Annotated in this window: 10 protein-coding genes; 5 read left to right on the top strand and 5 right to left on the bottom strand. The window is 64.8% G+C overall.

What is annotated here, in order from left to right; all coding sequences use genetic code 11:
* Nucleotides 1-939: 939 nt before the first annotated feature.
* The 3 genes from VGQ94_07630 to VGQ94_07620 all read right to left on the bottom strand — a co-directional run bounded on the left by VGQ94_07630 (nucleotide 940) and on the right by VGQ94_07620 (nucleotide 6,079).
* Entirely contained in the window at nucleotides 940-1,722 is a 783-nt protein-coding gene (locus VGQ94_07630; GenBank protein HEV2022385.1) for an enoyl-CoA hydratase/isomerase family protein, read from the bottom strand.
* 92 nt (nucleotides 1,723-1,814) lie between these two features.
* Nucleotides 1,815-4,970, bottom strand: a complete 3,156-nt coding sequence (locus VGQ94_07625; GenBank protein ID HEV2022384.1) for an efflux RND transporter permease subunit — start codon at nucleotides 4,968-4,970, stop codon at nucleotides 1,815-1,817.
* Nucleotides 4,967-6,079, bottom strand: a complete 1,113-nt coding sequence (locus tag VGQ94_07620) for an efflux RND transporter periplasmic adaptor subunit (GenBank protein ID HEV2022383.1) — start codon at nucleotides 6,077-6,079, stop codon at nucleotides 4,967-4,969. The genes VGQ94_07625 and VGQ94_07620 overlap by 4 nt, the downstream gene beginning before the upstream one ends.
* 174 nt (nucleotides 6,080-6,253) lie before the next feature.
* Between VGQ94_07620 and VGQ94_07615 the strand changes: the two genes are divergently transcribed.
* Together VGQ94_07615 and malQ are read left to right on the top strand one after the other, a co-directional pair.
* Nucleotides 6,254-8,230: a peptidyl-prolyl cis-trans isomerase gene (locus VGQ94_07615; protein HEV2022382.1), complete on the top strand. Its 1,977-nt coding sequence runs from the start codon at nucleotides 6,254-6,256 to the stop codon at nucleotides 8,228-8,230.
* Nucleotides 8,231-8,260: 30 nt separating this feature from the next.
* Nucleotides 8,261-9,802, top strand: coding sequence for a 4-alpha-glucanotransferase (malQ, locus tag VGQ94_07610; protein HEV2022381.1), 1,542 nt, complete (start codon nucleotides 8,261-8,263; stop codon nucleotides 9,800-9,802).
* A 6-nt stretch (nucleotides 9,803-9,808) separates the two neighbouring features.
* Here malQ and VGQ94_07605 read toward each other — a convergent pair whose 3' ends face one another.
* Nucleotides 9,809-10,279, bottom strand: coding sequence for a hemerythrin domain-containing protein (locus VGQ94_07605; GenBank protein ID HEV2022380.1), 471 nt, complete (start codon nucleotides 10,277-10,279; stop codon nucleotides 9,809-9,811).
* Nucleotides 10,280-10,345: 66 nt separating this feature from the next.
* On the opposite strand from VGQ94_07605, the gene VGQ94_07600 reads away from it, so the two are divergent.
* Together VGQ94_07600 and VGQ94_07595 are read left to right on the top strand one after the other, a co-directional pair.
* Nucleotides 10,346-10,531, top strand: a complete 186-nt coding sequence (locus VGQ94_07600) for a hypothetical protein (protein HEV2022379.1) — start codon at nucleotides 10,346-10,348, stop codon at nucleotides 10,529-10,531.
* Entirely contained in the window at nucleotides 10,532-11,425 is an 894-nt protein-coding gene (locus tag VGQ94_07595) for a 3-hydroxyacyl-CoA dehydrogenase NAD-binding domain-containing protein (GenBank protein HEV2022378.1), read from the top strand.
* Nucleotides 11,426-11,448: 23 nt separating this feature from the next.
* Here the strand turns inward: VGQ94_07595 and VGQ94_07590 are convergent, their stop codons facing one another.
* Nucleotides 11,449-12,060 carry a hypothetical protein gene (locus VGQ94_07590; protein HEV2022377.1) on the bottom strand — a complete coding sequence of 204 codons (612 nt, stop codon included), beginning with the start codon at nucleotides 12,058-12,060 and terminating at the stop codon, nucleotides 11,449-11,451.
* Nucleotides 12,061-12,334: 274 nt separating this feature from the next.
* Here VGQ94_07590 and VGQ94_07585 point away from each other — a divergent pair.
* A partial coding sequence (locus VGQ94_07585; protein ID HEV2022376.1) for an ABC transporter permease occupies nucleotides 12,335-12,761 on the top strand: 427 nt, incomplete at its 3' end.

Genomic DNA, 12,761 nt, shown 5'->3' with positions numbered 1-12,761 from the left:
AGAATCGTTAATCCTGAGTTTGAGAAATTCGATGATTTCTCTAAGCCTAAGGGGAAGTAGACCATGTGGAGTCTGGTGCAAGGAATTGGCCTGCTTTACTTCACCTACTGGAAAGTGGTTGGCGCCGTTGGACTACTGCTTTGCGGGTACGGCTACTTACAAGTAGTCGGAAAACGCAAGTATCGGATGCTAAGGGTACTGATAGCGTTTGTAGCCGGAGTCTGTTTGTTCCTTTTGTTGCGGTGAACATGAAGTAGTCCCGGACGGAGAAGGCATGAGCAACGCAGAATTTGAAAAGTTTGACCGCGTAGTGCGGAAGATACTCTCCGTTTCGCGCAGATTCCTGTGAATAGAGGAAGGACTACCCGATGATTGAGTTGCTTGCCCAGTTGCTCTGTGAGCCTTGCAATAGGAAGAAAGGAGCTAGTGCCTAGCCGGGGTGCTCAGTACGTCTTGAGTGTGGACTTTGGGAGAAACCCCTTGAAAAGGGTTTTTAGACCCAATAACTTTCGGGGCACCTACGGAGTAATCGGAGTTCCCTACACGCCCTACCATGACCTCTAATTGTTGGTGGTGAGTGTCCTGCACAGTGTGCAGACACAGGTTCCAGACAAGGTAGGGAGTATTGAAAGTAGCTCAACGCGCAGGTTCAAGCGCACTTAGGCCCAAGTCGCTCGTTGGCAAGCAGTTGACTTGTCTAAGCAAATCTAACTGTCGCAGCCACATCGCCATTTGGTTCCAACTCTCCGAGCTTAGGGACGCCAAAGCTTTTCATGCTGGCCTGAGAGGAGGAGAGGTCCCTCTCCGCTTCGCGGGATCGGGATTTCGGCTGCGGGCTCCCGCTTACTCGCTACGCTGGTCTCGCTCACGCCCGCAAATCGCCTCAAGTTCGAATCCCGTCTCCCGCGCCCTCGTTGAATCGCACCCTGGAGTCAGCAGTCATCTCCCGCTCCACTTCGGTTTCCGCTTCTCTATCCACGCCTGGATCCCCTCGACCGCGTCGTGCGTCTTCATCAGCTCACTCAGATAGATCTCTTCTGCGCGCGCCAAGCCCTTGTCGAAGTGCAGAGCGTCCCAGGCGTAGAAGGCCTTCTTGGCGTGCGCCAGGGCGGCGGGACTGAGCGCGGCCAGGCGCTCGATGGTGTCCGCGACCAGCGCGTCCAGTTCTTCGACGCGGGCGGCGCCGTTGGCCAAGCCGATGGCCAGGGCCTCGTCGCCCGAGATCTGGCGCCCGGTGAGGATGAGGTCGGCAGCGCGCTTCTGCCCCACCAGCGCCGCCAGTGCCACCACCGCTACCGGCGGGTAGCACGCCAACTTAATCTCGGGGAAGCCCCAGCTCGCGTCGCGGGCGGTATACACCAGGTCGCAAACCAGCGCCAGCTCGGCGCCTCCGCCCAAGCAAGCGCCGTGCACCCGCGCAATGGTGACCTTCTGCGAGCGCACGACGGCCAGGATGGCGCGATGCAGCTTTTCAAGCGCCACGCGGACCTTGTCGGGCGTATGCGCGGCGACATCCACGCCGGCGGAAAAACACTTCCCGCTGCCCCTGAAGATGATTGCAGTGACGTCCGGGCGCGGCTCGAGCGCAGCCAGGGCCTGATTGAGTTCGTCCATCATCGCCAGGTCGATGACGTTGAGCGGCGGGTTCGCGAGCGTGACCCGCGCCACCGGCGGTTCAATTGCCAGCACGATCTTCGAGGATGTGGTCGGAGAGGCTGCCATCTTCAAGAGCACAACACAAAGGACACGAAGTACGTACCAAGGATACTACGTGAAACCTTCGTGTCCTCTGTGGTGACGCTGGTCATTCGCTATCAGTCGCCGACCTTGCTGGCCTCGTGGTTGTGGTTTTCCAGGGTCAGCACCTGCTCGGCTTCCGCTTCGAGCTGGGGAGCGGAGCGCCGGCGCAGCTGGGCGATCCACTGCTGGAAGGAATCCATGTAGGTGAAGAAGACCGGCGTGATGTACAGGGTGAGGAGCTGGGAGACCACCAGGCCGCCGACCACGGCGAGGCCCAGGGGACGGCGGGACTCAGCGCCGGCGCCGAAGCCCATGGCGATGGGCAGCGTCCCCATCAGCGCGGCCATGGTGGTCATCATGATGGGGCGGAAGCGGACCAGGGCACCTTCGTAGATGGCCACGGAGGCGTTCTTGCCCTCGACGCGCTGCGCCACCAGCGCGAAGTCGATCATCATGATGGCGTTCTTCTTCACAATGCCCACCAGCAGGATGATGCCCACGAAAGCGTACAGGTTCAGGTCGCTGCCGAAGATCATTAGGGTGACGAGCGCGCCGAAGCCCGCCAAGGGCAGCCCCGAAAAAAGAATGGTGATGGGGTGGATGAAGCTTTCATACAGGATGCCGAGGATGATGTATATGACCAGGAGGGCCATCAGGCCCAGCACCCCCAGCCCCCGGAGCGACGATTCGAAGGCTTGGGCAGTGCCCTGGGGGCTGGCGGTTATGGTGGACGGCAGAACCTCGCGCGCTGCCTTCTCCACTTCGTCCTGCGCGGTTTCCAAGGCCACTCCCGGCTTGGTGTTAAAGGAAAGGGTGACCGCCGGAAGCTGTCCCAGGTGGTTCACCGAGAGCGGCCCCAGGTCCGGGACCACGGTGGCCAGGGTATCGAGGGGCACCAGCTTTCCGCCGACCGAGCGCACGTAAAGCAGCGAGAGGGAGCGCGGGTCGGCGTAGTACTGCGGCTCCAGCTCGACGATGACGCGGTACTGGTTGTTGGGCGCGTAGATGGTCGAGACCTGGCGGGAGGTATAAGCGGTCTGCAGGGCGGTCTCGATCTGCTCGGCGGTGATGCCCAGGGTCGCGGCGTGGTCGCGGTTGATGCGCACCTCCACCTGCGGGCTCTTGATCTGCAGGTCGCTGGTCACGTCCTGCAGGATCTTCAGTTCGCGCATCTTGGCTTCGAGCTTGGGGGCGTAGGCATAGAGCTCGTTGGTGTCGGCGTCCTGCAGCGCGTACTGGTAGGGACTCTTGGTCAGCGTGCCACCGACGCGGATGGGCGGCAGCATCTGCGGATAGGCTGCGATCCCCGGCAGCGAGTTCAGTTTGGGGCGCAGCTCCTGGATCACCTGCTCGGCGGAGGGACGTTCCGAAGCCGGCTTCATGCGCGCGAAGAAGCGGCCCACGTTGGTCGCGCCGCCGAAGCGGTTGTCCACGCTGGAGATGAACGAGATGATGTTCGGGTCGGCGGCCAGCACCTTGGCCAGCGCTTTTTGATGCGTCACCATGTCGTCGAACGACGTGCCCTGCGCCGATTCGGTGAAGATCAGGATCTGCCCTATGTCCTCATTGGGCAGAAAGCCCTTGGGGATGATGACGGCGAGGACGATGGTCGCGGCCAGCAGCGACAACCAAACCAGCATGGTCGCCGGGCGGTGGCGCATGACGAAGCCCAGGGTGCGCGCGTAGAGGCCCAGCGCGAAGTCGAAGACCCGTTCCGATTTCTTGTAGAAGCTGCCGTGGTGCTGCTCCTTGGTGGGACGCAGGAAGCGGCTGCACAGCATGGGAGTCAGCGTGAGCGAGACCAGGCCGGAGACCAGGATAGCGGCGCCGATGGTGACCGCGAACTCGTGCAGCAGGCGTCCCAGGATGCCGCCCATGAACAGCACCGGCAGGAACACCGCGGCCAGCGACAGGGTCATGGAGATGATGGTGAAGCCGATCTCGCGCGAGCCGCGCAGCGTGGCCTGCATGGGCTGCTCGCCGCCCTCCATGTGGCGCACGATGTTCTCCAGCATCACGATGGCGTCATCCACCACGAAGCCCACGGAGAGAGTCAGCGCCATCATGGACAGGTTGTCCACGGTGTAGCCCAGCAGGTACATCACAGCGAACGTCCCCACGATGGACATGGGCAGCGCCAGGCTGGGGATGATGGTGGCCGAGACGTTGCGCAGGAACAGGAAGATCACCAGGATGACCAGGCCGATGGTCAGCAGCAGGGTGAACTTCACGTCGTTGACCGAGTCGCGGATGGACACCGAGCGGTCATAGACGATGTCGATCTTAACCGAGGCTGGGATCTGTCGCTGGAAGGTGGGCAGCACCTGCTTGACGGCGTCCACCACCGCCACGGTGTTGGTCCCCGGCTGCTTCTGGATCGCCAGGGTGATGGCGCGGTCCTGGTTGAACCAACTGGCGATCTTGTCGTTCTCCACGCTGTCGATCACCCGGCCCAGCTCCGCCAGCCGCACCGGGGAGCCGTTGCGATAGGCCACGACCAGCGGGCGATAGGCCGCGGCGTCGGTGAGCTGTCCGGTGGCCTGCACGGTCACCGCCTGGTGCGGCCCGTAGAGCGTGCCGGTGGGCTGGTTGACGTTGCCGCGCTGGATGGCGGTCACCACCTCGTCCACGCCGATGCCGCGCGTGGCCAGCGCCCGCGGGTCGAGCTGCGCGCGCACCGCGTACTTCTGTGAGCCGAACACCTGCACCTGGGCCACGCCGCTGATCATCGAGATGCGCTGCGCCAGCATGGTCTCCGCATACTCATCCACCTGGGAGAGCGGCAGCGTGGGCGAACTGAGTGCCATGTAGAGCACGGGCTGGTCCGCCGGGTTCACCTTCTGGTAGGAGGGCGGCGCGGGCATGTCCTGAGGCAGGTCACGCGCCGCTTTAGCGATCATGGCCTGCACGTCCTGCGCCGCGGCGTCGATGTTCCGGTCCAGGCTGAACTGCAGGGTGATGGAGGTCGCTCCCAGCGAACTGGCCGAGGTCATCGAATCCACTCCGGCGATAGTGGAGAACTGCTTCTCCAGCGGCGTGGCCACCGCGGAGGCCATGGTCTCCGGGCTGGCGCCGGGCAGGCTCGCCGACACCTGAATGGTGGGGAAGTCCACGTTGGGCAGGTCGCTGACCGGCAGGGCCCGGTAGGCCACCACGCCGAACAGCAGGATGGCCGCCATGACCAGGGTGGTCATGACCGGGCGGCGAATGAAGGGCTCGGCGATATTCATTTTGCGCTGCTTGCACCGGCCGCGGGCGAGGCTCCCGCCTGCCTGATTTCTACGCGCGAGCCCGGCACCAGGCGCAGCTGGCCGTCGGTGACCACGCGCTCGCCCGGCTGCACTCCTTGCTCGATGATGGTCGAGCCTTCTACCGCCTCCCCCGCCTTCACCGGGCGCTGCTCGGCCGTCATGTCACTCTTGATGACGAAAACAAACTGCCCAAGCTGCCCGGTTTGGACTGCGGGCGTGGGGACAAGGACCGCGTTCGGCCGCTCGCTCAGCCGCAGCACCACGTCCACGAACTGGCCGGGCCACAGCCGCCGGGAGGGATTGGCGAACGTTCCCTTCATTCGAATGGTCCCCGTGGTCGGGTCCACGGTGTTGTCCACGAAAGTCAGCGTGCCTTCTTCCGGCGTCGTTTCGCCGGGCGCCACCGCCTGCACCTTCAGCTTGCCGGCGGAGGTCTGCGCCTTGACCTGCGGCAGGTAGCGCTCGGGCACGGCGAATTCCACGTAGATGGGGGTGAGCTGGTTGATGGCCACCAGCACCGACTTATCGTCGTTCTCCTTGACGATGTTGCCGCGGTGCACCAGCAGGCTTCCGGTGCGGCCGGAGAGTGGCGCGAAGATCTTGGTGTATGCCAGCTGGAGCCGGGCGGTCTCCACCGCGCTCTTGTCGGCCTGGGCGGCGGCTTCCATCGCCTCCGCTTGGGTGCGGTACTGGTCATACTGCTCGCGCGCCACCACCCCTTCTTCCATCAGCTTGGCGTAGCGGGTGGCCTGGGCGCGGGCGTTGGCGGCCTCCGCCTGGTCGCGCGCCATCGTGGCTTGCAGGCGCTTCAGGTCGGACTCGAGGGGCCGGGGGTCGAGGGTGAACAGGAGCTGGCCCCGCTGGACGTCGTCGCCTTCCTTGAAAAAGACGCCGGTGAGCTCGCCGGGAACCTGCGTCTTTACCTGCACGGTGTTGTAGGCCTGGACGTTACCGATGGCCCGCAGCTCCACGGGCACGGTCTTCTCGATCGCGGGCGCGACCACCACCGGGACCGCGATGGAAGGGGCGCTTTGCGCCTTTTGACTGGAACAGCCGGGCATCAAGAACAACCCGGCCGAGAGCAACAACAGGCTGAAAATTCTAGTGAGGTTCCTCATGCTGGAAAGCGCCGCACCCGTCTGCAGGCCGGCGCAGCTTTATTGTAATCGCTCCCCCCGCTCCGCGCCTGCCAGCGGGTTCATTTATAATCAACGATCCACAATCTAACAGATGGTCTCCTCTGGACTGGAGCTGCAATAAGAATGATCCGCTTTCTGCAGACCCCGGGCACGCTCCGCAAGCTCATCCTGGGCGGGGTAGTGCTGTTTGCCGGCGTAGCCATGGTGATCTACCTGATTCCCGGCTTCCTGACCACGGACGCCAGTACGGCCACGGGCATATTGGCCCAGGTGGGCAACCAGCAGGTCACCCTGACGGAAGTGGAGCAACAGGCGAACCTGTCGGCCCGCCAGCAGTTTCCCCGGGGGGTACCGGAGATGATCATGCCGCTGTTCCTGCAGCGCGCCGCCGAGCAGATCATGGTGCGCAAGGCGATGCTGGTCGAGGCCTCGCGCCTGGGATTGAAGGTCAGCGATGAGGAACTCGCCGATGAACTGCGCCACGGCCCCTTCGCGGCCGAGATTTTCCCTAGGGGCCAGCGCATCTCCATGGAGGAGTACGAGACCTTTGTCCAGAACAACTTCCAGATGGGCGTGCCACAGTTCGAGGCGCTGATCCAGGACGACCTGCTCCTAAGCAAACTGCGCGGGCTGATCGAGAGCGGCATCACCGTTTCCGACGCCGACTTGGAGCGCGACTACCGCTTGCGCAACACCAAGGTCAAGCTGCAGTACGCCGTGCTGACGCCCGAGGAGATCTCCAAGCTCATTCATCCCACGGAATCCGAGCTGCGCGCCTACTTCGAATCCAACAAGAGCCGCTACGCCAACGCGCTTCCCGAAAAGCGCAAGGCGCGCTATGCGCTCATCAGCCTGACCGCACTCCAGGGCCAGGTTCAGGTCACCCGCGACGACCTGCAACGTTACTACAGCGACCGCCAGGACCAGTTCCGCTTGCCCGAAGAGGTGAACGTCCGGCACATCCTCATCAAGACGCCCTCCCCCGGGCCCGACGGCAAGGTGGATTCCAAAGGAGTGGAGGCATCACGCGCCCGCGCCCAGGACCTGCTGAAGCAGCTGAAGGCCGGCGCGAAGTTCGAAGACCTGGCCCGGAAGTATTCCGAGGACCCGGGCAGCAAGGACAACGGCGGATTGTACGAGAAAGTCGAGCGCGGCCGCATGGTGCCGGAGTTCGACAAGGCCGCATTTTCGCTGCCCAAGGGACAGCTCAGCGACTTGGTGCAGACCTCATTCGGCTTCCACATCATTCGCGTGGAAGACCATCAGCCGGCCCACCTGCGGTCCCTGGACGAGGTGAAGAGGGAGATCGAGCCCGCAGTGGCGCTGGAGAAAGCCGCGCGCGCCGCGGAGGCGCTGGCGCGCACCCTGGAGAGCGAAGGGCGCACCTTGGGCCTGGAGAAGGCCGCGGCCAAGCACGGCCTGACCGTTGTGACCACGGACTACTTCGGCCGCAGTGATTCCTTGCCGGGAGTGGGCGTGGCTCCCGAGTTTCTGGAAACGGTTTTTGCCGCGCGCAAGGAGGCGCCGCCCGCGCTGGCGCGCGTGGAGCAGGGATACGCCCTGGTCGAAGTCACGGACATCAAGCCTCCCGCCGCCCCCACCTTTGCCGACATGCGTTCCACCGTCGCCACCGACTTCAAGGAAGAGCGCGGTTCCTCGCTGCTGTTCACGCGGACCCAGGAGCTTGCCGACCGCGCCCACGCCGAGCATGACCTGGCGCGCGCGGCCCGGGAGCTGGGCGCCAAGCTCGAGACCAGTGAGCCGGTCGCTCCCGAAGGCCAGGTCCCCGACATCGGCCAAATGACCGGCCCGGCGTCGACGGCATTCACCATGAAGCCGGGCGAGATTAGCGGGCCCATCCGCGCTGGTGCCAACGGCGTGGTGCTCACGGTCATCGAGCGGCACGAGCCCTCCCTGGCCGACTTCGAGCAGTCCAAGGACCAGGTCCGCGAGCGGCTGCTGGCCACCCGGCGCGCTGACCTCATGGAGATCTATGTTGAGAACCTCCGGGAGCGCATGAAGAAGGACGGCCGCCTGAAGATCAACCAGAAGGAGATGGACCGCATCACCCGGTCGCGCGGCCCGCTGGGCGGAAGCTAGGGAAGCGTCGCGCGGGGTCTCCGTAAAGCTATGCCCTTTGAGCGCGCCTCCGGCATCTTGCTGCACCCCACCTCGCTGCCCTCGCGCGGCGGCATCGGAGACCTGGGCCCCGCCGCCTACGACTTCCTCGACTTCCTCGCCGCGGGAAAGCAGCGGCTGTGGCAGGTGCTGCCCCTGGGTCCGCTGGGCTATGGCAATTCTCCCTACTCCGCCACCTCCGCCTTCGCCGGCAACCCTCTGCTGATCAGCCTGGAGCGGCTGGCCGAGCGCGGCTGGATCGCGCCCCAGCGCCTGGCGGCGCTGCCGGAAAGCGTGGCACAGGTGGGCTACGAGCAGGTCTCCGCCAGCAAGTTCGAGCTGCTGCGGGAGGCGGCCGGGAACTTTCTGCAGCGGGCCACGGGAGCGCAGAACATGCGCTTCGAGCGCTTCTGCAGAGAGAACCGCTGGTGGCTGCGCGACTATGCGCTCTTCGACCTGCTGCGCCGCGAAAACCGCTTGGTGCGCTGGAACCGCTGGCCGCGCGAGCTGGCCCGCCGGGAACCGGCGGCGCTGGAAAAAGTCTGCGCCGCGCAGGTCGCCGAGCTGGAAGGGGAGTGTGTCCTCCAGTTCTTTTTTTACGAGCAGTGGGGAGCGCTGCGGCGAGCCTGCCACCAGAAGGGTGTCCGCCTGATCGGCGACCTCGCCATATTCGTCAACTACGACAGCTCCGACGTCTGGACCCATCCCGAGCTCTTCCGCCTGAACGACGACCTCGACATGCAGGTGGTGGCCGGAGTCCCGCCTGACGCCTTCAGCAAGACCGGCCAGCGCTGGGGCAATCCCATCTACCGCTGGGACGCGCTGGCCGGGCGCGGCTATGACTGGTGGGTGGAGCGCATGCGCTGGGGCCTGCGCGCCTGCGACATCGTCCGCCTCGACCACTTCCGCGGTTTCGACCAGTACTGGGAGATTCCCGCCAGCGAGCCCACCGCCGTCCACGGCCGCTGGGTGGATGGCCCGCGCGACGGACTCTTCGACGCGCTGCGCCACGCCCTGGGCGAGCTGCCGCTCATCGCCGAGGACCTGGGCTTCATCACTCCCGAGGTACATGCCCTGCGCCAGCGCCTGGGCATCCCCGGGATGCGGGTGATGCAGTTCGGCTTCGGCGACCCGGGAGCTGAGATCCATCTGCCGCACCGCTTCGAGCCCAACACCGTGGTCTACCCCGGCACCCACGATAACGACACCACGCGCGGCTGGTGGGAGTCGCAGGCCACCCCCGAGGAGCGCCGCGCCGCCGAGGCCTATCTGACTCCCGGCTCCGACGGCATCCACTGGGCCTTCATCCGCGCCGCCGAAGCCTCGGTGGCCAACCTGTGCGTGATTCCTTTGCAGGACATTCTCGGACTGGGCAGCGAGGCGCGCATGAACGTCCCCAGCAAGGCGGAAGGGAACTGGGCCTGGCGCTACGCTCCCGGCAGCCTCACGCCGGAGCTGGCCGCCCGCCTGGCCGCACTGAGCGAAGCCAGCGGCCGCGACTCGACTGCGCCGATTGAAGGCTCTCAGGAAGAGGGCGAGGAGTTCGTGGCCTAGACGCGCTTAGCGAGCGGGCAGTTTGCAGGCGGCCTGAGCAGCCGCGCCGCACTTCTGGAAATACTTCCCCATTCTTTTACCGATGTCGTCCAACTCTTTCTCTGACATTTGCTTCTGGCACTCCTGAAAGAGCTGGCGCTCCTCCTTGCGGATATGTCCTTCGAGCAGGTCGGCGAAGCGGACCATCTCCTCGCTCTTGAGCGTCCGGCGGCGGGCTGCGGCGAAGGCGCGCCGGAGCTTCTTGTGTTCGCCGAGCAACTCGCGCACCAGCGGCGCTGCCACTGCCAAACGCCGCGCGGCGGGGAAGAGGTACTCTTCCTCCGCCTGGAAGTGGAAGCGCACGTCCTCGGCGTAGAGCTCGAGCATCTCCCGCTGCAGGATGCTTCGCGGGGCGCGCTTGCGGTGGATGCGCATGCACAGCACCAGGGCGCGGAAGTGCTGGCGCGAGAGCGGCACCAGATTGGCATCGCGCTTCATGCCTCGACTTTACTAAATCCCGGTCAGCGATGAAAATAGCCCATCGCTTCGGCGAGAGGAGCCTCGATGCCCGTGACCGGCGAAATCATCCGCATGATGAACTACGTGGACGACATCTCCACCACCCTGCGGCGCATCACCGCCAACTTCCCCTTCATGACCGACGAGGAGAAGAAGCGTCTGGCCGAGTACATGCGCCAGGCCGATCCCAACTACAACGCCGTTCTGGAGCGGCTGGAGAAAGGCCAGTAAGTGGCTGAGGTCCGCACCATCGCCGTTATCGGCGCCGGCATCATGGGCCGCGGCATCGCCCACGCCGCCGCGCTCGGCGGCTACCGCACCATCCTCGAGGATATCCTGCCGGCGAGCCTGCGCAAGGCGGAGAGCGAGATTCGCACCAACCTCGACAAGGCCGTCGAACTGGGCAAGGTGGGCCGCGCCGACGCCAACGCCGCCCTGGGCCGCATCGAGTACGCCGGTTCGATGGAGGAGGCCGCCCGCGCCGCCGACCTGGTCATCGAAGCCGTCCCCGAGGAGCTGGAATCCAAGATCGAGATCTTCACCCTGCTCGACAAGATCTGCCGCCCCGGCACCATCCTGGCCTCGAACACCTCGTCGCTCTCGGTCACCGAGATCGCCTCCGTCACCTACCGAGCCCCCAAGTGCCTGGGCATGCACTTCTTCAACCCGGTGCACAAGATGAAGCTGCTGGAGATCGTGCGCGCGGTCGAAACCGACGAGGAGACGCTCGCCGCCGCGGTCGAGGTCGGCCGCTGCATGGGCAAGGAAGTGGTGGTGATCAAGGAGTCGCCGGGATTCATCACCAGCCGCATCAACGCCATGATCGGCAACGAGGCCTTCTACATGCTGCAGGAGGGCATCGCCTCGGCCGCTGACATCGACAAGGCGCTCAAGCTCGGCCTCAACCATCCCATGGGACCCTTCGAGCTGGTGGACTTGGTGGGCCTCGATACCCGCCTGCACATCCTGGAGTACCTGCACAAGACTCTGGGAGAGAAGTTCCGCCCCGCGCCGCTGCTGATCGAGTACGTCAAGGCCGGCCGGCTGGGTCGCAAGTCCGGCCGCGGCGTCTTCGACTACCCCGAAAAGAAGCCCGCCCCGATGGAGCCGGTGGGGAAGGGCTAGCCGTCGGCGCTCTCCTGTTCTGCTCAGGGTTGTCGGTCGGGCGACGGGGAAAGCTCGTACTTGGTTCGGGGATGCGGCTCGCCCGAGATCACGGTCGTGATCGGCTCCCCGATCCCGAACACCCAGGGGAACTCCGTCCCGAACTCGGCCATGTGCTCCGGCGGAAAACACACCCACGCCGGCCGTACCGCGGCCTGGATCTGTATATCCCGCCGCTCGCAAACCAGCTTCCATTGCTGCGGCGGCCCAGGGCAGGGTGTCTCTTTCTTGGACGGTGGCTTGCCCGCGTCGCTTGTCTGGTCCGTGCGCCGGCACTCGTTCACGTCGGTGCGCAGCTGGTACTGGCGCCGGTCGCTACCGGCGGTCCTGGTGCCGTGGAAGGCGTAAGTCCAGCGCGTGGTGGTGATCGCGGTGCCCCCCGGGTCCCTATGGGTCACGGTGAGTGTGCCTTTGTCCTCTAAATGCGCGACGGGTGGGTCGTTACCCAGGGTGGTTTCGGACTCGCCGGACACGTTCACGGCGCAGTGGCCGCCGCAGCCCCAACCCCAAGCGACCGTCCGGTGCGACGTGAAGATCGCCGAGCCGCCACCCGCGGCGAAAGCCGCCACGGCCATCAACGCCAAGATTGTTCGCATCTCCAACGGTAGGCACCTGCGCATGGAGGGTCTCCGCGTCCAATGGTACAAGGCCGCGGCATTAGAGCGCAGCACGCGGCGCCTTGCAACCATAGGAGGTTAGGGGGCGGGCTCGCCCCAAAGGGTCCTGGTTTCAGTGCTACCATAGGCCCTAAGAGGAGCCTTCACCCCGGCCAAAAGCATGGAAACCTTTTCCGGCCCCACCCGTCCAATCCAGGAGAGCATAGGTTCCCGGAACCAGGCGGGTTCCTGGCGCGTATCTCTCATAGAGAACATGAGGCTGCTGACCGACATCTTTGGCCAGACCCTGCGCACCCTTTGGGCGCACAAGCTGCGCTCCTTTCTGACCATGTTCGGCATCGCCTGGGGCGTAGGGTCGCTGCTGCTGCTGATCGGGCTGGGCGAGGGCTTCCGCTCCGGCAACAAGAAGCAACTGGACACCATCGGCGAAGACATCATGTTCATGTTCGGCGGCCGCATCCCGGCCGTCGAGGGCAGCTTCAGCTCCATGAAGTTCTTCAACCTGACCTTCGACGACTATATGGCGGTGAAGAGCGAGGCCAAGCACCTGCGCGCCGTCGGCCCGGTGCTGAACCGCGGCGACATCCGCGCCGTCAGCGACTACAACAGCACCAACGGCCAGGTGTTCGGCGTGACCGCCAACTACCCCGAGATCCGCTACATGCCCCAGGGCATCGGCC

This window comes from Terriglobales bacterium (genome assembly GCA_035937135.1).
Taxonomy (GTDB): domain Bacteria; phylum Acidobacteriota; class Terriglobia; order Terriglobales; family Acidobacteriaceae; genus DASYVL01.
Note: the sequence above shows the minus strand (reverse complement) of the source record. Positions and strands in the feature narration are given on the sequence as shown.

Bases quoted from the DNA above. Each gene is read 5' to 3' on its own strand.
- VGQ94_07625 (HEV2022384.1), bottom strand. From the start codon at position 4,970: ATGAATATCGCCGAGCCCTTCATTCGCCGCCCGGTCATGACCACCCTG.
- VGQ94_07590 (HEV2022377.1), bottom strand. From the start codon at position 12,060: ATGCGAACAATCTTGGCGTTGATGGCCGTGGCGGCTTTCGCCGCGGGT.
- malQ (HEV2022381.1), top strand. From the start codon at position 8,261: ATGCCCTTTGAGCGCGCCTCCGGCATCTTGCTGCACCCCACCTCGCTG.
- VGQ94_07630 (HEV2022385.1), bottom strand. From the start codon at position 1,722: ATGGCAGCCTCTCCGACCACATCCTCGAAGATCGTGCTGGCAATTGAA.
- VGQ94_07600 (HEV2022379.1), top strand. From the start codon at position 10,346: ATGCCCGTGACCGGCGAAATCATCCGCATGATGAACTACGTGGACGAC.
- VGQ94_07605 (HEV2022380.1), bottom strand. From the start codon at position 10,279: ATGAAGCGCGATGCCAATCTGGTGCCGCTCTCGCGCCAGCACTTCCGC.
- VGQ94_07615 (HEV2022382.1), top strand. From the start codon at position 6,254: ATGATCCGCTTTCTGCAGACCCCGGGCACGCTCCGCAAGCTCATCCTG.